The following is an 18,479-nucleotide window of genomic DNA, read 5'->3' as shown; positions in this document are numbered from 1 at the left end:
GTAGGCACCGGCGGCGAGAGCTGAAGACGGTGAGACGCCGGGGTGGTGAGCGCCTCCCGAATTTTTCCGCCGTCCGTGCCTCCCCCCGGCTGGTCCTGCCCCGGCGGCGGTCGGTATAATCCTTCGTAAGAGCCAATGCCGAACCGCCTTGCCGGCGCGCGCAGCGCCTATCTCAGTTCCGCCGCCCACCAGCCGGTCGACTGGTATCCGTGGAGCGATGCCGCGTTCGCGCGTGCGCGCGCCGAGGACAAGCCGATCCTGCTCGACGTCGGCGCCGTCTGGTGCCACTGGTGCCACGTGATCGACCGCGAGTCCTACGACGATCCCGAGACCGCCGCGATCATCAACGCGGAGTTTGTGCCCGTGAAGGTGGACCGGGACGAACGGCCCGACGTGGACGTGCGCTACCAGAACGCTGTGAGCGCGATCACCGGCCAGGGCGGCTGGCCGCTCACGGCCTTTCTCACGCCGGACGGGCACGTCTTCTTCGGCGGAACGTACTTTCCGCCGGACGGCGCTCACGGCCGCCCGGGATTCAAGCAGGTGCTTCGCTCGGTGGCGGAGTTCTACCGCACGCGGCGCGACCAGGCCCACGGGTACGCCGGCGAGCTGTTCCAGGCGCTGCACCGTCTGGGCGAGGTGCGCGACTCCGGGGATGTGCTGACGCCGGCGCTCGCGGCGGCGGCGGTCTCCGACATCACGCGGCAGTTCGATCCGGTTCACGGCGGCTTCGGCGGCGCGCCGAAGTTTCCGCACTCGAGCGCGCTCGAGCTGCTGCTGCGCCGGCACGACCGCACGGGGGATGCCGACCTCCTCCAGGTCGTCGTCCGCACGCTCGAAAAGATGGCGCGCGGCGGCGTCTACGATCAGATCGGCGGGGGGTTCCACCGGTATTCGGTGGACGCCGCGTGGATCGTGCCCCACTTCGAGAAGATGCTCTACGACAACGCCGGACTGCTCGCCGTCTACGCCGCGGCGGCGCGGGCCACCGGCCTGCCGCTGCTTCGCGAGACCGCCGCCGGCATCATCGGCTACGTCCGCGGCACGCTGATGGACCGGGCGGACGGCGGGTTCTACACGAGCCAGGACGCCGACATCTCGCTGCACGACGACGGCGACTACTATACGTGGACCAAGGACGAGGCCGCGGCGGCGCTGGGACACGACGAGCTGGCCGCGGCCGCGCCGCGGTACCATCTCGACGGCCCCGGCGAGATGCACCACGATCCGCGCCGCCACGTGCTCTACGTGGACAAGGACCCCGACGTCATCGCGGCGCTGGTGAGCCGGCCGGTCGACGACGTCCGCGGTCTGCTGGCACGCGCGCGGGAGCAGCTGCTGGCCGCGCGGGCCGGACGCACGGCGCCGTTTGTCGACGCGACGATCTACGCGGGATGGAACGGCATGATGATTTCGGCCTTCTTTGCGGCGTCGCGCGTGCCGGGGCTGGAGGACGCGGCCGGGGATGCGCTGCGCGCGCTGGAGAGGATTGTCCGGGACGGTTACGCATCCGGCGCGGAGCGCGCGGCCGGCTCCCGGCCCGCGCCGGGCGGAGCCCGCGGATTCCGCCACGCCGTCGCCGCACCCGACGGTATCGGAGGCCTCCTGGACGACCAGGTGCAGATGGCTCTCGCGCTGCTCGATGCGTTCGAGCACACCGGCGAACCGCGCTTTCTGCGCCTCGCTGCGGAGACGGCGGAGTACGTGCTCGACGAGTTTCGCGCGCCCTCGGGCGCGTTTTTCGACACGGCCGCGACCGGCCGCGAGTCGCGACCCGGCGGTCTCGGTCTGCCGTACGTCCCGGTTCAAGACGCGCCCATGCCGTCCGGCAACGGCACCGCGGTGCTCGTCCTGGACCGCCTCGCCGCGCTGACCGGGGAAGACAGGTATCGCGCCGAGGCCGAGCGGGCGCTGCGTGCGTGCGCGCCGGGGCATGTCGAGCAGGGGCTGTTTACGGCGACGCTCGCTCTGGCGCTCGAGACGCACCTCGCGCCGCCGCTGCACGTCGTGATCGTCGGGCCGCGCGGACAGTCCGCAACCGAAGCGCTTCGCGCCGCCGCCCTCCGGACGTACCGCCACGGTCTCGTCGTGCAGACCTACGATCCCGCCGCGCGGGACGGGGAGCCGGGCCGGCTCCCGCCCCCCGTCGCGGGCTCGGCCGCCGCGGCGGCCGGCGCGGCGCCGCGCGCCTACGCGTGCACGGCCACCGAATGCGCCGCTCCGGCAGCGTCGCCGGACGCCCTCGCGGAGACGATCCGGACGTTCGGCCGTACCACGGCTTGAGCTACGTCCGGCTCAAGCACGCGCTCTCCGCGATCGCGCTCCGATCGCTCGACGGCCCCGCGCTCCCGCCCGCGGTCGCCGCGATGGCGGTATACGCCCGGCGCGCCGGTTCCGGCGTGGCCGTCCCGGCGGCGCTGCTGGCGCGGGACGCGGGCGTCGCTCCCGGGGCGCTCCGGCTCACGTTACTGGAGACCGGCCTGTTCATAGAAGAAGACGGTGCCATCGCGCTCGCGCCTCCCTACCGCCCGCACGCCGATTACTTCGGGCGGCAGGTGACGCGCCTCATCGAAGCGCGGCGTCTTGCCGCCGAGCCGACACCGCCCGGCATGCCGGACGAACTCCACCGCGGGGCCGCGCTTTTCAACGCGGGTCTTTTCTTTGAAGCCCACGAGTACTGGGAAGACGTGTGGCGCGCGAGCCGCCCGCCGGAGCGCTCTTTTTACCACGGGCTGGTGCAGGCCGCGGCCGGCTGCTATCACGCCGAGAAGGGGAACGCGCACGGCGCCGCCGTCCTCCTCGCCAAGGCGCGTGCCAAACTGGAGCTCTACGCGCCCCGCTACCTCGGACTCGATATCGCGGCGCTGCTGGCGGCGCTCGGGACCGTTCGCGCCGGCCGGCCGCCACAGGGAACCGGGGCCGATGCGGGCATGCTTCTCCGGCTCGCCGGGCCTTTGCGATGATCCCGGATCAGCTCTCGCTGATTCCACCGTCCGGCCCCGCGCCGATCGGCGGCCGCATCTACGTTGGGACGTGCTCGTGGGCGGAGAAGTCGTTCGTGAAGAGCGATTTCTATCCGCCCGGCGTGCGCAGCGCCTCGGACCGGCTGCGCTATTACGCGGGCCGGTTTCCCACCGTGGAAGTCGACGCCTCGTATTTCGCGCTGCTGCCGCCGGCGTACAGCCGGCGCTGGGCGGAGGAGACGCCGCCGGGATTCGTCATGAATGCGAAGGCCTTCGGTCTCTTCACCGGGCACGGCGCCGCGGTGAAGCGGCTGCCGGCGGGCTTCGCGAGCCTGCTCCCGCCGCGGCTGCGCGACGCGGCCGAGGTGAAGCTCGCGGACGTCCCCGAGGAGTTCCGGAACGCCTGCTGGGACGCCTACCGGGAGTTTCTGACGCCGCTCGCCGCCGCGGGGAAACTCGGCTACGTGCTCTTCCAGCTGCCGCCGGGGACCAGGTACTCGCCCGAGGCGGTCGAGGAGATGGCCCGGTGGCGGGAGGAGCTGGGCGGCCGGTCGATCGCCGTCGAGTTTCGCCACCGCAGCTGGTCGCGGCACCCCGAGGTGCTCGCGGAGCTCACGCGCCTCGGCCTCGCCTACGTGATGGTGGACCTGCCGGACCTGCCGTGGTTGATGCCACCCGTCGAAGCCGTCACCTCCGATCTGGCGGTGATCCGGTTTCACGGGCGCAACCGCGACGGCTGGGCGCGCGCGGGCGCCACGACAGGCGAGCGCTACGACTACGAGTACTCCGGCGACGAGCTGCGGCAGTGGGCCGGCGTGGCGCGGCGGCTGGCCGAGCGCGCGGGCAGGCTCTATGCGATGTTCAACAACCACGTCGGCGGCGCGATGGCCCGCGACGCGCGGACGCTGGCGGGGCTGCTGGAAGGCGGCGGTTAATCCAGTCTAGCGCCGGCGCGCGGCGTAGAATAGGCGCCCCGTTTCCGTGTTCAAGGGCTCGAACGACGGTCCGCCCCAGCGGCCGAGTACCTCGAGGCCGGCGGCCGCCAGCGCCGCGTCGATCGCCGGGATCGGGTATCCGCGCTCCCGATGGACTTCTCGGACCCGTTCGAAGAGGTCGCCCTGCCGGCGCAGAAACGCGTTGACGCGCAGCGTCGCCACCCCGGTGTCGTAGTCGAACTCGCTCTGATCGGCCTCGAACACGTCGTCCGCGTCCTGGATGATCCAGACGCGGTTGCCCCAACGCGTCGCCAGCCCGCGGACCGTGTTCATGTCGAAGAGGAACAAGCCCCGCGGCCGGAGCGCGCCCGCGATCGCCGTTATCGCCCGGCGCAACTCAGCCTCGTCGACGAGATAGTTCAGGCCGTCGTAGAGGCACGTCGCCGCGTCGACGGGCTCCGGCAGCCGCAACTCGCGCATGTCCTGCTCGAACCAGGTGACGCGCACGCCGCTGTGGTCCGCGGCCGACCGCGCGAGGGCCAGCATCTCCGGCGATTGGTCGATGCCGGTCACGGTCAGTCCGCGGCGGGCCATCGCCACCGCGAACTCGCCCGCGCCGCACGCCACGTCCGCCAGCGTGCGCGCGCCGTCCCCGTGGCGGTCGAGCACGGCCGCGACCCAGGGCACGAGCTGGAGGCTGAACCGCCCCTGGCCGGCTTTGGCGTAGGCTTCCGCGTAGCGCCGGTAGATGCTCACGGCCCCGTCTGTTCGGCGATCTCGGCGGCGTTCCTGTGGCGGTTCGCGGCGGCCGGGGCGGGGGAAAACGGAAGGAAAGGAGGCAGGCCCATATGCTGCAGACCATTGTGGTTCTCCTACTGCTGATCATGGACGCCGCGATCGTGCTGACCAACCCGTCCGCGTTCCAAGGTGCGCTGACCCTCAGTGTTCCCGGCGCGGCGGACCAGACCGTCACCGCCACGCTCCGGGATCTGATGGTGGCCGCGGGCATCGCGCTCGCCCTGGCGTGGAGCGCCGCGTTGATCGATCGCGCCGCCCTCGACCGGCGGGTGCAACACCACGAGCGGACGATGCGCGTCATGAGCGATGAGATCCTCCGCATGAAGGCCCGGGCCTACGACGAGGAGCGGCAGCCGCTCGACGACATCCGGGTCAGGCTCGATACGCTCGACCGGGACATTCGCAGTCTCCGGGCGAGGATCGATCGCGAGCCACCGTCGAAGCCGGCCGACACGACGCGAGTCACCGTGGGGAATCCGCGCGAAGCGGCGTGATCACCCGAAGGCGTGCCGGCGCCCGCGAGGGCCGCGGGGTGTGAACGAGCAGGGAACACGCCGGACCGCGCGGCAGTGTTCTCCATGCCCACGAAGATCCGCGACGTCGTCGTGCGCGACATCCGTTTCCCCACCTCGCGCGCCCTCGACGGCTCCGACGCGATGAACCCCGACCCCGACTACTCCGCGGCCTACGTCGTCCTCAAGACCGACGACCCGTCCGGGCCGGAGGGGCACGGTCTCACGTTTACGATCGGCCGCGGCAACGATCTCTGCGTCGCCGCGGCGCGCGCCCTCGCGCCGATCGTCCGCGGCCGGACGGTCGAGGACTGCACCCGCGACATGGGCGCGTTCTACCGGACGCTCACCGGGGACAGCCAGTTCCGGTGGATCGGTCCGGAGAAGGGCGTCGTCCACCTCGCGACGGCCGCGCTCGTAAACGCGATGTGGGACCTGTACGCGAAGCGGGAGCACAAGCCGCTCTGGAAGCTCCTCGCCGACCTCAGCCCCGAGGCGCTGGTGGCCGCGGTCGACTTCCGCTACCTGACGGATGTCCTGAGCCCGGACGAGGCGCTCGAGCTGCTCCGCCGGCAGCACGCGGCGCGCGCCCGGCGTGAGGTCGAGATGCGCCGCGACGGCTTTCCGGCGTACACGACGTCCGCCGGGTGGCTCGGCTATCCGGACGAGAAGGTTCGCCGGCTGTGCCGCGAGGCGACCGCCGCGGGTTGGACGCACGTCAAGATGAAGGTCGGCGTCAATCCCGACGACGACCGGCGCCGCGCGGCCCTGATCCGGGAGGAGATCGGCCCGGACCGCGCGCTGCTGATGGACGCGAATCAATACTGGGACGTCGGGACGGCCATCGAGCGGACGCGCGCGCTCGCGCCGTTCCGCCCGCTGTGGATCGAGGAGCCGACGAGCCCCGACGACGTCCTCGGACACGCCGCGATCGCGCGCGCCGTCGCGCCGATCGGGGTCGCCACCGGCGAGCACGTGCACAACCGCGTGATGTTCAAGCAGTACTTTCAGGCCGGCGCGATCGCCTTCTGCCAGGCGGACGTGGCCCGTCTCGGCGGCGTCAACGAGATGCTGGCGGTCCTGTTGCTCGCGGCCAAGTTCGGGATCCCGGTCTGCCCGCACGCCGGCGGCGTCGGCCTGTGCGAGTACGAGCAGCACGTCTCGCTGTTCGACTACATCGCGGTGTCGGGCTCGCTCGAGCGGCGTGTCCTCGAATACGTCGACCACCTGCACGAGCACTTCGTCGACCCGGTCGTGATCCGGCGGGGACGCTACATGCCGCCCGAGCGCCCGGGCTTCAGCATCGCCATGCGGCCGGACTCGCTCGACGCGTACGAGTTTCCCACCGGCCGCGCTTGGACGAGCGCGGCCGGGCGGCGGGAGGCGGCGGGATGACCGCGGGCGTGCGGATCGCGCGGGTCTGGGTTCCCGGACGGGGCGCGTCGCTCGGCCTCTGCGAGGGACCGGAAGTCCGCGTGCCCCCGGCGTCGGCCGGCGCGCCGGCCGATTCGCTCGACGCGCTGTGCGCGGAAAGTTCGCGGACGCACGCGCGCGCCGCGGACGTGGCGCGGTCGATGCTCGGCGGAGGTCAGGCGTATTCGTATCGCGATCTCGACCGGGCGCCCGCGCCGGACCGGCCGCACCTGATGATCCCGATCGCGGCACCCGAAGTGTGGGCCGCGGGCGTCACCTACGAGCGCAGCCGCGAGGCGCGGCTCGCCGAGACGACGACCGCCGGCATCTACGACAAGGTCTACGACGCCGAGCGGCCCGAAGTGTTCTTCAAGGCCACCGCGTCGCGGTGCGTCGGCCCGAACGCCCCCGTCGGCGTGCGCGCCGACTCGCGCTGGACCGTGCCGGAACCTGAACTGGCGGCGGTGCTCGGTGCGGACGGCTCGGTGGTCGGCTACACACTCGGCAACGACATGAGCGCGCGCGACATCGAGGGCGAGAACCCGCTCTATCTCCCTCAGGCCAAGATCTACCGGGCGTGCTGCAGCCTGGGGCCCGTGGTGGTCCTGACGGATGCGCCGCTCGAACGGGATCTCGTCCTGCGGTGCCGCATCGCACGCGGCGGCCGCGCGGTGTTCTCGGGTGAGGTGGCGACCTCGCGCCTCCGGCGGCCGCTGCGGGAACTGATCGACTGCCTTCGGCGGGCCAACGACGTGCCGCCGATGACGGTGTTGCTGACGGGGACCGGCATCGTGCCGCCGGACGAGTTCGCGTGCGAAGCCGGGGACGTGATCGAGATCAGCGCGGATGAGATCGGCGTGCTGCGGAATCCGGCGGTGCGCGTCGCCTAACCCTAACGGCCGGCTAATCGTGTCATGATGGCCGGCGGTCCGCCCGCGCCGGCGGCAGCAGGATCGCGGTCGCGACGAGACCGCCGCCAAACGCGAACCGGCCGGTAAATCGGTGGCCCGCGGCGAACGGCGCCGCCGGGACCAGCAGGCCGGCCGCGAAGACGCGAGACGCCGGATCGAGGGTGACCGCGCACTCGTGGAAATGGAGGCGCGTCCCGGACAGGGTGCGCAGGCTCTTGTACAGCGACTCCTTTGCGCTGAACATCGCCGCGGCGCTCCGCTGCCGCTGCTCGCCGTCTGTGCCGAAGGGGCCCGCGGCGATCTCTTGCGGTGACAGCACGCGCGGCAGCAGCGCGGGCCGGAAACGCGCGGTGTCCTCGATGTCGATTCCGATCGCGGCGGCGTCGGCCGTCCGCGCGACGGCCACCGCGCAGTAGCCGGCCCCGTGGGTAATGGAACCCGTTATGCCGTCGGGCCAGCGGGGCGACCGGTCGGGGCCGATCGGCAGCGCCCGGGACGCCGTTCCGAGCATTTCGAGAGCGCGGTGGGCGAACCGCCGGCCGGTGGCGAACTCCCGACGGCGCTTCGGCGCGGCGCGGCCCAGATAGGCCAGTTCCTCGGGCCACAAGCCGTCCTGCTCGTCCGTGACGGGGCCTTCGACCACGACCACCGGCCGGTCGAGGAGCTGCGTGACGAGACCGTCCATGCGCACATCTTAGCAGTGCGGGTGGCGTAGAGAAGGAGTGACGATGGGAGCGTTTGGTCTCACGCTGGCCAACCGCGGCGTCCTGCTCGGCGCCGTGACGCCCGACGAGCTGCTGGACCTCGGAGAGGCCGCCGACCGGTCGGGGGCGTTCCAGTCTCTCTGGGTGGGGGACAGCCTGCTCGCGAAGCCGCGCCTTGAATCCGTGGTCCTGCTCGGCGCGCTCGCGGGCCGCACGCGGCGCGTGCGGGTCGGCGTCGCCTGCATGGCGACGTTTCCCCAGCGCCATCCGGTGCTGCTCGCGGCCCAGTGGGCCAGCCTCGACGTCATCTCCAACGGCCGGGCGCTGCTGATCGCCTGTCTGGGCGGCGCCGACGAGATGAGCGCCGCCCAGGCGCTCGAGCACCGCACGATGGGCATCCTCTCGAAGGAGCGGATCGGGCGGCTCGAAGAGGGGATCGTCCTCCTGCGGCGTCTGTTCACCGAAGAGCGCGTCGTCCACCAGGGCCGGTTCTACCGGACCGAAGGCGTGACGATCGAGCCGAGGCCGGTCCAGAAGCCGCTCCCGATCTGGATCGCGAGCAACCCCACCACCGTCACCTATAAGGTCGGCCAGGCGGTGGACCGGCGCAACGTCGATCGGGCGTTCCGGCGCGTGGCGCGCCTTGCCGACGGCTGGATGACCAACAAGATTCCGCCCAAGGTCTTCGGTGAGCAGTGGCAGATCATCCGGGACTTGGCCGCGGAAGAGGGGCGCGACCCCGCCGCGCTCGGCAACGTCCTCTACCACAACATCAACATCAATCCGAACCGCGCCGCGGCGCTCGACGAGAGCACGAAGTTCCTGAACCAGTACTACACGGCCAACTTCACGCCGGCGTTCGTGGAGGCGTGGACCGCGATGGGAACGCCCGCGCAGTGCATCGAGCAGTTTCATGCGTACTTCGAGGCCGGGGTGCAGGAGATCGCGGTGCGGCTCGCGTCCTGGCAGCAGCGCCGGCAACTCGATCTCTTTCTCAACGAGGTGGCGCCGGCGTTTGCGTCGGGCCGCCGGGCAGGGACCGCGCGCTGAACGGCCGGCCGGGTGCTCGGAGGCTATCGGCCGGAGTGCGTCGTGAAGGAGGCTTCGGGGCTCGCGAAGATCTTAGTTGATCTCGACGAAGCGGGCATCTGCCAGGCACATCCTGAGAGGTTGAGCCGGAAGGAGGACCGCGACGTGGAACACCGGCCCATCGATCGATTCCATGAGGTTTTCCGGACGCGCAAGCCCGTCATCGCGATGGTTCATCTCGCCGCCCTCCCGGGAACGCCGCTGCACGATGCGGAGCGGGGCATGGCCGCGATCGTCGAGGCCGCCCGCGCCGACCTCACCCACCTCCAGGGCGCCGGCGTCGACGCCGTCATGTTCGGGAACGAAAACGACCGTCCCTACGAATTGCGCGTGGACACGGCCTCGACGGCCGCGATGGCGTACGTCATCGGCCGGCTGGCGGGCGAGATCCGGTGTCCCTTCGGCGTCGACGTGCTGTGGGACCCGCTGAGCACGATGGCGCTCGCCGCGGCGACCGGCGCGCAGTTCGTGCGCGAGATCTTCACCGGACTCTACGGCTCCGACATGGGGCTGTGGGAGGGCGCGGCCGCGAAGGCGTTGCGCTACCGTCGTCTCCTCGGGCTCGACCGGCTGCTGTGCCTGTTCAACGTGTCGGCCGAATTCGCGTCGCCGCTCGATGCGCGGACGCTTCCCGCCCGCGCGAAGAGCGCGGCCTTTTCGAGCCTGGCGGACGCGGTGCTCGTTTCCGGCGCCATTACGGGGGAGGCCGTGGCGCTTGAGGCGCTCAGGGCGGTCAAGGCGGAGCTGCCGTCCGTGCCGGTGCTGGCGAACACCGGCGTCACCCACGACAACGTGGCCGCCATCCTCGAGGTCTGCGACGGCCTCATCGTCGGGACGTCGCTGAAAGTGGACGGCGTCACCTGGAACGCCGTGGACCCGCGCCGGGCGGAGCGGTTCATGACGATCGTCCGCGACGCCCGACGGTGAGCCCGCGGTGATCCTCGGCATCGACATCGGCAGCAGCGGCGCGAAGGCGGTGCTGCTCGACGCCGGCGGCCGGCCGCGGTTTCAGGGCGACGAACCTCACGCGCTCTCCACGCCGTACCCGGGATGGGCCGAGGAGGACCCCGCGGCGTGGTGGCGGGGCGTGCTCCGCCTCGCGGGCCGCGCCGCGGCCGCGTGCGGCGGCGAGCGGCTGCGGGGGCTCGGCATCTCCACGATGACGCCGGCCGTGATCCTGCTCGACCGGTCGGGTGCGCCGGTGCGGCCGTCGATTCAGCAGAACGACGCCAGGGCCGCGGCCGAACTTGCGCGGTGCCGGGAGCGCTACGCCGACGACGAGATGTTCGCCCGCGCCGGCTCCGTCTGGAACCAGCAGATGGTGCCCCAGAGGCTCCTGTGGATCCGCGAGCACGAACCGGAGGTGTGGCGGCGCGCGGTCCGCGTCACCGGCGCAGTCGAGTATCTGACCCACCGCCTGACCGGCGCCGTCTACGCGGAGGCGAACTGGGCGCTCGAATCCGGCATGTGGGACGTGCGGCAGGGCGGCTGGAACCACGACCTGCTGGCACGGTTGGAGTTTCCCGTCCTCGCGCTGCCGTCCGTCAAACGAGCGCACGAGCCGGCCGGCGAGCTGCGGAACGACGACGCGCAGGACGCGGGCCTGCCGCGCGGCCTGCCGGTGATCGCTGGCAGCGCGGACCACATGGCCGCCGCCCTCGGCGCGGGACTGCGGCGATCCGGCGACGTCGTGCTCAAGTTCGGCGGGGGCGGGGACGTGCTCTACGTCATGGACGCGTTCGCGCCGCTGCGCGAGCTCTACATCGACTTTCACGATATTCCGGGGCTGTACGTGCTCAACGGCTGCATGACGACCTCCGGCAGCCTGGCGGCGTGGTTCAGAGAGCGGTTCCGGCCGGGGCAGAGCTTCGCCGAACTCGACCGGGAAGCCGCCGCCGTGTCCTGCGGGGCCGACGGTCTGATCGTGCTCCCGTACTTCCTCGGCGAGAAAACCCCGCTCCACGATCCGTACGCGCGCGGCACGATCGTGGGCCTGACGCTGTCGCACACGCCGGCGCATCTCTTTCGCGCGGTCCTCGAAGGGGTATCGTACGCGTTCCGCCACCATGTGGAAGTGATCGAATCCGCCGGACACCGCGTCGACCGCGTCTACGTCGTCGACGGCGGCGCCCGCAGCGAGTTGTGGCGAACGATCACCGCGTCGACGCTGAACCGTGAAGTGCACCAGCTCGAAGGCGGCCAGGCCACGAGCGCGTACGGTACCGCGGTGCTCGCCGGGGTCGCCCAAGGAATGTGGACCTGGTCGGATTTTCCGGTGCCGAAAATCTCCACCGTCACGGAGCCCGACCCGGCCGCGGTTCCGGTGTATGACGACCTGTACGCCGCGTACCGCGATGTCTACCGGCGCCTCAAAGACCTGTATCCGCGGCTCTCGGCGCGTCCTTCGAGGTGATGGCCATGGTGCGATTCGCAGCGGTGCCGGTGGTGCTGGCGGCGGTTCTGGCGCTCGGTGCGCCGGTGCCTTCGGCGCGGAGTCAGTCGGTGACGGCGACCGGCTCCGTGGCGGTGTATTTCACGCCGCAGGACCGCCCGGGAGACGCGGTCCTCCGCGCGTTCAACGGAGCGCAGCGGCAGATCGTCGCCGCGATCTACGAGTTCACGCTCTCCGACGTCGCGGAGGCGCTCATCGCGGCGCGGGCGCGACACGTCGACGTGCGGGTGATCATGGACGAGAGCGCGTCGAAGGACCGCGGCAGCCAGTACTTTCGGCTCTCGCAGGCGCTCGGCTCGCGCCTCCGCCGGCGGGCCGGCCTCAACGGTGCGTCCGGCATCGTGCACAACAAGTTCGCCGTCGTGGACGGGGCCCGCGTGTTGACCGGGAGCTTCAATTGGACGTACTCGGCGGAAGACCGGAACTGGGAGAACCTGGTCGTGATCGACAGCCCCGCGGTCGCCCAGGCGTACGCGCGGCAGTTCCAGCGGATGTGGCAGGCTCCGTAGCGGAAGGAGATTGTTCGGTCCTGCGTTGAGGTCGCGGCGGGGGGCCCTGGCGGAGGGGGTGGGATTCGAACCCACGGACCCCGGTTAAGAGGTCACGGTTTAGCAAACCGTTGCCTTGGACCACTCGGCCACCCCTCCGGGCGCTCCTATGGTACCCTCCTTGAACCCCGTTCGCAAGCGACGCGGGAAAGCAGTAGGCGAACCGCTAAACGCGGGCGAACTGTGGCACATTTGTCGAGGCGCACGCGTACGGCGCCAAGAGTCCAAGTTCGACGGGTCGGAACCCGGGCGGAAGGAGATTGATGCGTCGGTCTGCGCTGTTGGTGGCGGTGTGCCTCGGGCTCGCGGCCGCTTTGTCCGGAATGGCGCGGGCGTCGGTCCCGGGCGGCACGTTCGTCACGGTGATCACGGAAAACCCGGACAACCTGGACCCGTATCTTCACGGCCTGCTCGCATCCGGCAGCGTCTACCGCTACGTGTTTGACAGCCCGTTTACGGTCGACTGGACGGGCCGGTGGAAACCCGCGCTCGCGACCTCCTACACCGTGAGTCCCGACGGCAAGACGTGGACCCTCACGCTGCGGTCCGGTGTGCGCTGGTCGGATGGGCATCCGTTGACGTCCGCGGACGTGAAGTACACCTGGCAGTTGGCCACCAACAAAGACGTCCACATCACGTATGCGACCGGCTTTGACAAGATCGCCTCGATCGACACCCCGGGCCCGACGAAGGTCGTCTATCATCTGAGGGAGGCGTATGCGCCGTTCCGGGAGCAGGTGATGGGCGCGCCGATCATCCCGCAGCACATCCTCGGCCCGCTCCCGGCCGATCAGATCAACCGCGCGCCGTTCAACCAGAAGCCCGTCGGCACCGGTCCGTTCACCGTTACGGAGTTCGCGACCGACGACCACGTGACGCTGAGCGCGAACCCCTTGTACTGGGGTTCCAAGCCGAAGCTGCGTCGGATCGTCGTCCGGATCGTGCCCGACCAGAACACGCAGGTCAATCTCATGAGGGCCGGCGACCTGAGCGTGCTCACCGGCGTGCCGCCCGCGCGCCTGGAAGAGATGCGCCGCGCACCGGCGGTCGCCGTCAAGCGGTACCTGTCGCCGGTGTATCAGCTGATCCAGCTCGACGAGTACGGCTTCCTGAAAGACGTCACCGTCCGCCAGGCGCTCGACTTCGCGACACCCAAGGCGTCCATCATCAGGAACGTGATGAAAGGCCAAGCGGAGCCCGCCGTGAGCGACATGGTGCCCAACGGACCGTGGGCCAACAAAACGCTGGCGCCGCGCCCCTTCGACCTCGATCGGGCGAAGGCGATGCTGCGCGGGGACGGTTTCGTGCCCGGCCCCGGCGGCGTGTTGACGAAGAACGGGCGCCGCCTCGAGATCCCGCTGTGGACGCTTTCCGGCCGGCAGACCGACGCGCAGATGATCGAAGTGATCGCGCAGGCGTGGCGTGCGCTCGGCGTGGCGACGGAGACGCACGTGGCGAGCGCCGCGGCGCTGTTCGGGCAGAACGGCCCGCAGTGGAACGGCAAGGACGCGGCGCTGCTGTTCAGCTGGGGGCAGGGGACTTTTCCCGAGAACCGGATCAACTGGCATTCCTCGTACATCCCCAAGGACGCGAACGCACCGGGCGAGAACGCGGAGCGGTACAGCAGCCCGGAGATGGACCGGCTGCTCGACGAGGCTGACCGGACGGTCGACGAGGCCAGGCGCCGCGCGATCTACGCGCGGATCCAGGAACTCGAGCACCGCGACGTGCCGGTGATCTTCGTCTTCTGGTTCGTCAACAACAATGCGGTGGCCGCCAACGTTTCCGGCTACGATGTGTCCACGTTCGGTGAGACCCCGCCGGAAAGCTGGAGCACGCGCTAACTCCCGCGGACGCCCGCCGGTGAGCGTTTGATGTCGTCGTTTGTCGCGCGCCGCGTGGCACAGGCGGTGCTGCTGCTGATCGCCGTCTCGTTCGTCAGCTACGGCATCATGAACGTCGCGCCCGGCGGCCCGCTGGCGGTCTACCTCCACAACCCCCAGGTGACGCCGGACAAGATCGACCTGCTGCGCCACCAACTGGGGCTCGACCGGCCGTGGTACCCCCGCTACCTGGCGTGGCTCGGCGGGCTCGCGCAGGGCCACTGGGGTTACTCCTACTACACCGGCCGGCCGGTGCTCGCGATGATCGGGGAACGCCTCCCGGCTACGTTCACGCTCATGCTCGGCGCGTTCGTCCTCGCGATCGGCCTGTCGTTTCCCATCGGCCTCTACGCCGCGACGCACAAGTACGAGTGGGGCGACAACCTGTTGTCGTTCGGGGCGTTCTTCGCCTGGGCGATGCCGACGTTCTGGTTCGGCCTGATGCTGCAATTGCTGTTCGGCGTGCAGTTCCGTCTCTTGCCCGTTGCCGGCATGCACGAGATCGGCGTCACGTCCGCCGCGGACCTCGGCCGGCATCTCGTGATGCCCGCGATGGTGCTCGGCCTCGGCTCGATGGCGAGCTGGAGCCGCTATCTCCGCAGCAGCCTGCTCGATACGCTTGGTCAAGACTACGTCCGGACGGCGCACGCGAAGGGCCTCTCCCGCCGCCGCGTGCTGCGCCGTCACGTCTTGCGCAACTCGCTGATTCCGATCGTCACGCTGATGGGCCTCGACCTGCCGGCGCTCTTCAGCGGCGCGGTCGTGACCGAGTCGATCTTCGGCTGGCCGGGGATGGGGCGGCTCTTTCTCTCCGCGCTCAACAACCGCGACTATCCGCTCCAGATGGCCGGCCTCATGATCAGCGCGGCGCTGCTGATCGCCGGCAACCTGCTCGCGGACCTGACGTACGCGGCGCTCGACCCACGCATCAAGTATGACTGAGCCGCGCGGGCTGCGGGCGCTCGCGTGGATGCGCTTCCGGCGCCACCGGATGGCGCTGGCCGGCGTGGCGGTCCTCGCCGTGATCGTCGCGGGCGTGGTGTGCGCGCCGCTCCTGACACGGTACGATCCGACCGCGCTCGATCCGGACCACAGCCTCTCGCCCCCGGCGCACAACCACATCTTGGGCACGGATGATCTCGGTCGCGATGAATTCGCGCGCGTACTCTTCGGCGGGCGGGTCAGCCTGCTGGTCGGAATCACGGCGATGCTGCTGGGCACCGCGATCGGCGTGACGTTTGGGTCCGTCGCCGGCTACATGGGCGGGTGGGTCGATACCGCCGTGATGCGTCTCGTCGATCTCGTGCTCAGCTTCCCGGCCATCTTCCTTCTATTGATATTGCTGAACTGGACGGCGGGCAGGGCGCCCGTGATCATGATGGTCGCTTACCTGGGGCTGTTCGGGTGGACGGGGCTCGCCCGGATCGTGCGCGCCGAGTACCTGTCCCTGCGGTCGCGGGAGTTCGTTGAGGACGCGCGCGCGGCCGGGGCCGGGACGCCGCGCATCATCTTCCGGCACATCCTGCCGAACGCGATGGGGCCGATCCTCGTCCAGGCCGCGTTCGCCGTGGCGGGCGCGATGCTGGCCGAGGCCGCGCTCGATTTCCTGGGGTTTGGGCTGCCACCGGGCATCCCGACTTGGGGTAATCTAATGACACAGGCCCAGAACTATATGACGACCAACCCCGTGCTGGTCATCGCGCCGGGCCTCGTCGTGACGCTGACGGTCGTGTCGGTGTTCTTCATCGGGGACGCCCTGCGCGACGCCCTGGACGTCCGGTCACGATAGGCCTCAGACACCGGCCGAAGGACCTGTCCGGCATTGTCGATTTCCGGGTTCGCTGAACGACCATCCTGTGTGACGCAACTCTGGGCCGGACGGGAGGTTTGGAGATGGCAACGAGGACCGAATACCAGCACGGCGAGTTTTCGTGGGTGCAGCTGGGCACGAACGACCCGGCTGCGTCCAGACGGTTCTACGGCGGGTTGTTCGGGTGGCAGTTCAACGACATGCCGGCCGGGCCGAACATGACCTACACGTTTTTGGAACTCGACCACAAGAGCGTCGGCGGTGCTTTTGACACCAAGGACATGGGCGAACACATCCCGCCCCACTGGATGCCCTTCATCAACGTGCGGAGCGCGGACGAGATCGCGAAGCGCACGAAGGCCAACGGTGGCCGGGTCCTGATGGGCCCCGATGACGTGATGGACGTGGGCCGGCAGGTTGCGATCGCGGATCCCACCGGCGCGCGGGTGGCCGTGTGGGAGGCGAAGAAGCATAAGGGTGCGGCGCTCGTGGGCGAAGATGGGGCGATGTGCTGGAACGAGCTGATGACACCGGATATCGAGGCGGCCGGCCGGTTCTACCGTACGGTGTTTGACTGGTCTTCGGAGCTGGTCGATACTAGCGCGGACAGCTCATACACGATCTTCAAGGGCGGCAGCACCATGATCGCCGGGATGATGGCAAGGCCGCAGCGGCTCAAGGACGTGCCGCCGAACTGGCTCACGTACTTCGGCGTCAAGGACGTCGACGCGTCGGCCGCCAAGGTTCGGGAGCTCGGCGGGCGGATCAACATGCCGCCGACGGACATCCCCGATATCGGCCGCTTCTCGGTCTGCGCCGATCCGCAGGGCGCGGTGTTAGCGATCGCGCATTTTCTCCCGCCTACGCACTAACGGCGCACCAAGCGCAGGAAGCACGCGGGGACGGGCCGGCGCAGCGGCCCGTCCCCGTTCCGTGCGCGGGTCGGGAGGAGGCGGCGGCGGCGCGGGGAACAGCACCGTCCCGGCCGCGTCGCGGCCGGCTAAGGAGGCCTCCCATGGCGACCCATTACGCTCCCGAAGATCGCGTCCACTTCACCTGGGACGTCCGGCACGAGCCCACGATCGTCGCGGAGAGCGGCGACGTCGTGGTCGTGCACTCGCGCGACGTGAGCGACAACCAGATCACGCGGGCGTCGACCGCCGCAGTGCTCTCGTCCATGAACTGGAGCCGCGTCTACCCGCTCGCCGGGCCGGTGTTCGTGAAGGGTGCCCGCCCGGGCGACACGCTGGCGGTCGAGATCCTCGACATGCACACGACGGAAGGTTGGGGATGGACCGCCATCATCCCCGGCTTCGGTTTGCTCGCCGACGACTTCAAGGAGCCCGCGTTGAGGATCTTCGATCTCACCGACGGCGACGCCGCATACCTGCGTCGTGACATCGCGATCCCGATCGAACCGTTCTTCGGTACGATGGGCGTCTGCCCGGCCGGCGCGAAGGAGCAGGCGGTGATGCCCCCGGGAACGTTCGGGGGCAACATGGATACGCGTCAACTCACGCGCGGCACGACGCTCTACCTACCCGTACAGGTCGAGGGCGCCTTGTTCAGCTGCGGCGACGCGCACGCGGCGCAGGGCGACGGGGAGGTCTGCGTCAGCGCCATCGAGGCGCCGATGTACGCGACGTTCCGGCTGTCGGTGCAGAAGGGGCGCTCGATTCCCGGCCCGCAGTTCGCGCACCCGGGGCCGCTCACGCCGAGGGTCAACCACGGCGGATGGTACGGGACGACCGGCGTCGGACCCGATCTGCACAAGGCGGCACAGGACGCGGTGCGGGCGATGATCGCGCATCTCTCGGAGACGCGCGGGCTGTCGCGCGAAGACGCTTACATGCTGGCGAGTTTGTGCGCGGACCTCAAGATCTCGGAGATCGTCGACGCGGGCCAGTTCATCGTGAGCGCCTTGCTGCCGAACGCGGTTTTCCGCGGCACCGCGGCTTGAACGGTCGTCCGACGTCCGCTATGCTAGACTTTGCCGGGTGGACCGTGAACCCCGGCGACGCGCGCCCGTAGCTCAGCGGATAGAGCGCCGGACTACGAATCCGTAGGTCGGGGGTTCAAATCCCTCCGGGCGCGCCATATTTTTCTGGGTCCAGCCCGGAGACATCGGTGACAGATCGTACCCAAGACATGGGAAGCACTTTGGGCCCGAACGGATTGACGAGCGGTTCCAGCACGCGCCGACGGCTTGTCCCGCAAAGACCTAGAACCTCCGCCTCTCCGCACCACCTCCCTTAGGGTCCATGTTCTTTCTTCGGCAGTCGCACGCGTGCGAAGATTCGCACAGACGCCACTTATAGCCTTAGAGCGTCCGGAATCGGGGGGAGATCTCGGAAGAACTCAGGATGCTCCCGCTCGACTTGCCTCAGGATCCGGGGGTCGAACATCTCCCTGAACGTGGGCGGCTGCCTGAGGGCGCCGATCTTCACGGCGAACTCCGACC

General features: G+C 69.9%; 17 protein-coding genes and 2 tRNA genes. 16 read left to right on the top strand and 3 right to left on the bottom strand.

Annotation, left to right across the window (positions count from 1 at the left end):
- Window positions 1–135: 135 nt before the first annotated feature.
- From VFL28_13290 to VFL28_13280, 3 genes are read left to right on the top strand one after another with little or no spacing between them, the layout of a single operon-like run.
- Entirely contained in the window at window positions 136–2,283 is a 2,148-nt protein-coding gene (locus VFL28_13290; GenBank protein HET7265634.1) for a thioredoxin domain-containing protein, read from the top strand.
- On the top strand, window positions 2,280–2,963 hold the full coding sequence (locus VFL28_13285) for a DUF309 domain-containing protein (GenBank protein HET7265633.1): 684 nt from the start codon (window positions 2,280–2,282) through the stop codon (window positions 2,961–2,963). The genes VFL28_13290 and VFL28_13285 overlap by 4 nt, the downstream gene beginning before the upstream one ends.
- A complete protein-coding gene (locus VFL28_13280; GenBank protein HET7265632.1) occupies window positions 2,960–3,898 on the top strand; it encodes a DUF72 domain-containing protein in 939 nt (312 codons plus the stop codon). Before VFL28_13285 ends, VFL28_13280 begins: the two co-directional genes overlap by 4 nt.
- Window positions 3,899–3,904: 6 nt before the next feature.
- Here VFL28_13280 and VFL28_13275 read toward each other — a convergent pair whose 3' ends face one another.
- The gene (locus VFL28_13275; protein ID HET7265631.1) at window positions 3,905–4,654 is read right to left on the bottom strand and encodes a class I SAM-dependent methyltransferase; all 750 of its coding nucleotides are present in this window, start codon (window positions 4,652–4,654) and stop codon (window positions 3,905–3,907) included.
- Between the two features lie 92 nt (window positions 4,655–4,746).
- Between VFL28_13275 and VFL28_13270 the strand changes: the two genes are divergently transcribed.
- The 3 genes from VFL28_13270 (at window position 4,747) to VFL28_13260 (ending at window position 7,511) form a co-directional block, all read left to right on the top strand.
- Complete coding sequence (locus VFL28_13270; GenBank protein ID HET7265630.1) at window positions 4,747–5,190, top strand: hypothetical protein; 444 nt, start codon at window positions 4,747–4,749, stop codon at window positions 5,188–5,190.
- An 84-nt stretch (window positions 5,191–5,274) separates the two neighbouring features.
- On the top strand, window positions 5,275–6,603 hold the full coding sequence (locus VFL28_13265; protein HET7265629.1) for an L-fuconate dehydratase: 1,329 nt from the start codon (window positions 5,275–5,277) through the stop codon (window positions 6,601–6,603).
- The gene (locus tag VFL28_13260) at window positions 6,600–7,511 is read left to right on the top strand and encodes a fumarylacetoacetate hydrolase family protein (GenBank protein HET7265628.1); all 912 of its coding nucleotides are present in this window, start codon (window positions 6,600–6,602) and stop codon (window positions 7,509–7,511) included. The genes VFL28_13265 and VFL28_13260 overlap by 4 nt, the downstream gene beginning before the upstream one ends.
- Before the next feature lie 22 nt (window positions 7,512–7,533).
- On the opposite strand, the gene VFL28_13255 is transcribed toward VFL28_13260, so the two are convergent.
- Window positions 7,534–8,217, bottom strand: a complete 684-nt coding sequence (locus VFL28_13255) for a 4'-phosphopantetheinyl transferase superfamily protein (protein ID HET7265627.1) — start codon at window positions 8,215–8,217, stop codon at window positions 7,534–7,536.
- 43 nt (window positions 8,218–8,260) lie between these two features.
- Between VFL28_13255 and VFL28_13250 the strand changes: the two genes are divergently transcribed.
- From VFL28_13250 to VFL28_13235, 4 genes are all read left to right on the top strand, one after another.
- A complete protein-coding gene (locus VFL28_13250) occupies window positions 8,261–9,286 on the top strand; it encodes an LLM class flavin-dependent oxidoreductase (protein HET7265626.1) in 1,026 nt (341 codons plus the stop codon).
- 159 nt (window positions 9,287–9,445) lie between these two features.
- Window positions 9,446–10,252, top strand: coding sequence for a BtpA/SgcQ family protein (locus VFL28_13245; protein HET7265625.1), 807 nt, complete (start codon window positions 9,446–9,448; stop codon window positions 10,250–10,252).
- 7 nt (window positions 10,253–10,259) lie between these two features.
- A complete protein-coding gene (locus tag VFL28_13240; GenBank protein HET7265624.1) occupies window positions 10,260–11,738 on the top strand; it encodes an FGGY family carbohydrate kinase in 1,479 nt (492 codons plus the stop codon).
- A gap of 5 nt (window positions 11,739–11,743) precedes the next feature.
- Window positions 11,744–12,286, top strand: coding sequence for a phospholipase D-like domain-containing protein (locus VFL28_13235; protein ID HET7265623.1), 543 nt, complete (start codon window positions 11,744–11,746; stop codon window positions 12,284–12,286).
- 47 nt (window positions 12,287–12,333) lie between these two features.
- Here VFL28_13235 and VFL28_13230 read toward each other — a convergent pair.
- Window positions 12,334–12,424: transfer RNA gene (locus VFL28_13230), tRNA-Ser, on the bottom strand.
- A gap of 164 nt (window positions 12,425–12,588) precedes the next feature.
- Between VFL28_13230 and VFL28_13225 the strand changes: the two genes are divergently transcribed.
- The 6 genes from VFL28_13225 to VFL28_13200 all read left to right on the top strand — a co-directional run bounded on the left by VFL28_13225 (window position 12,589) and on the right by VFL28_13200 (window position 18,115).
- Window positions 12,589–14,169 carry a peptide ABC transporter substrate-binding protein gene (locus VFL28_13225; GenBank protein ID HET7265622.1) on the top strand — a complete coding sequence of 527 codons (1,581 nt, stop codon included), beginning with the start codon at window positions 12,589–12,591 and terminating at the stop codon, window positions 14,167–14,169.
- A gap of 30 nt (window positions 14,170–14,199) precedes the next feature.
- Window positions 14,200–15,150, top strand: coding sequence for an ABC transporter permease (locus VFL28_13220; GenBank protein ID HET7265621.1), 951 nt, complete (start codon window positions 14,200–14,202; stop codon window positions 15,148–15,150).
- On the top strand, window positions 15,143–15,997 hold the full coding sequence (locus tag VFL28_13215; GenBank protein ID HET7265620.1) for an ABC transporter permease: 855 nt from the start codon (window positions 15,143–15,145) through the stop codon (window positions 15,995–15,997). Before VFL28_13220 ends, VFL28_13215 begins: the two co-directional genes overlap by 8 nt.
- 104 nt (window positions 15,998–16,101) lie before the next feature.
- Window positions 16,102–16,890, top strand: a complete 789-nt coding sequence (locus VFL28_13210) for a VOC family protein (GenBank protein ID HET7265619.1) — start codon at window positions 16,102–16,104, stop codon at window positions 16,888–16,890.
- A 143-nt stretch (window positions 16,891–17,033) separates the two neighbouring features.
- Window positions 17,034–17,978 carry an acetamidase/formamidase family protein gene (locus VFL28_13205; GenBank protein ID HET7265618.1) on the top strand — a complete coding sequence of 315 codons (945 nt, stop codon included), beginning with the start codon at window positions 17,034–17,036 and terminating at the stop codon, window positions 17,976–17,978.
- Window positions 17,979–18,039: 61 nt separating this feature from the next.
- Window positions 18,040–18,115, top strand: a tRNA-Arg gene (locus VFL28_13200).
- The last annotated feature ends 364 nt before the right edge of the window (window positions 18,116–18,479 follow it).

The organism is bacterium (assembly GCA_035691305.1).
Taxonomy (GTDB): domain Bacteria; phylum Sysuimicrobiota; class Sysuimicrobiia; order Sysuimicrobiales; family Segetimicrobiaceae; genus DASSJF01.
The sequence above is the reverse complement of the archived record's forward strand: the minus strand, read 5'-3'. Positions and strand labels throughout refer to the sequence as shown.

Excerpts from the sequence above, each read along its gene's own strand:
- VFL28_13290 (HET7265634.1), top strand. The coding sequence starts at position 136 with ATGCCGAACCGCCTTGCCGGCGCGCGCAGCGCCTATCTCAGTTCCGCC.
- VFL28_13280 (HET7265632.1), top strand. The coding sequence starts at position 2,960 with ATGATCCCGGATCAGCTCTCGCTGATTCCACCGTCCGGCCCCGCGCCG.
- VFL28_13270 (HET7265630.1), top strand. The coding sequence starts at position 4,747 with ATGCTGCAGACCATTGTGGTTCTCCTACTGCTGATCATGGACGCCGCG.
- VFL28_13265 (HET7265629.1), top strand. The coding sequence starts at position 5,275 with ATGCCCACGAAGATCCGCGACGTCGTCGTGCGCGACATCCGTTTCCCC.
- VFL28_13260 (HET7265628.1), top strand. The coding sequence starts at position 6,600 with ATGACCGCGGGCGTGCGGATCGCGCGGGTCTGGGTTCCCGGACGGGGC.
- VFL28_13255 (HET7265627.1), bottom strand. The coding sequence starts at position 8,217 with ATGGACGGTCTCGTCACGCAGCTCCTCGACCGGCCGGTGGTCGTGGTC.
- VFL28_13250 (HET7265626.1), top strand. The coding sequence starts at position 8,261 with ATGGGAGCGTTTGGTCTCACGCTGGCCAACCGCGGCGTCCTGCTCGGC.
- VFL28_13235 (HET7265623.1), top strand. The coding sequence starts at position 11,744 with ATGGTGCGATTCGCAGCGGTGCCGGTGGTGCTGGCGGCGGTTCTGGCG.
- VFL28_13225 (HET7265622.1), top strand. The coding sequence starts at position 12,589 with ATGCGTCGGTCTGCGCTGTTGGTGGCGGTGTGCCTCGGGCTCGCGGCC.
- VFL28_13220 (HET7265621.1), top strand. The coding sequence starts at position 14,200 with ATGTCGTCGTTTGTCGCGCGCCGCGTGGCACAGGCGGTGCTGCTGCTG.
- VFL28_13215 (HET7265620.1), top strand. The coding sequence starts at position 15,143 with ATGACTGAGCCGCGCGGGCTGCGGGCGCTCGCGTGGATGCGCTTCCGG.
- VFL28_13210 (HET7265619.1), top strand. The coding sequence starts at position 16,102 with ATGGCAACGAGGACCGAATACCAGCACGGCGAGTTTTCGTGGGTGCAG.
- VFL28_13205 (HET7265618.1), top strand. The coding sequence starts at position 17,034 with ATGGCGACCCATTACGCTCCCGAAGATCGCGTCCACTTCACCTGGGAC.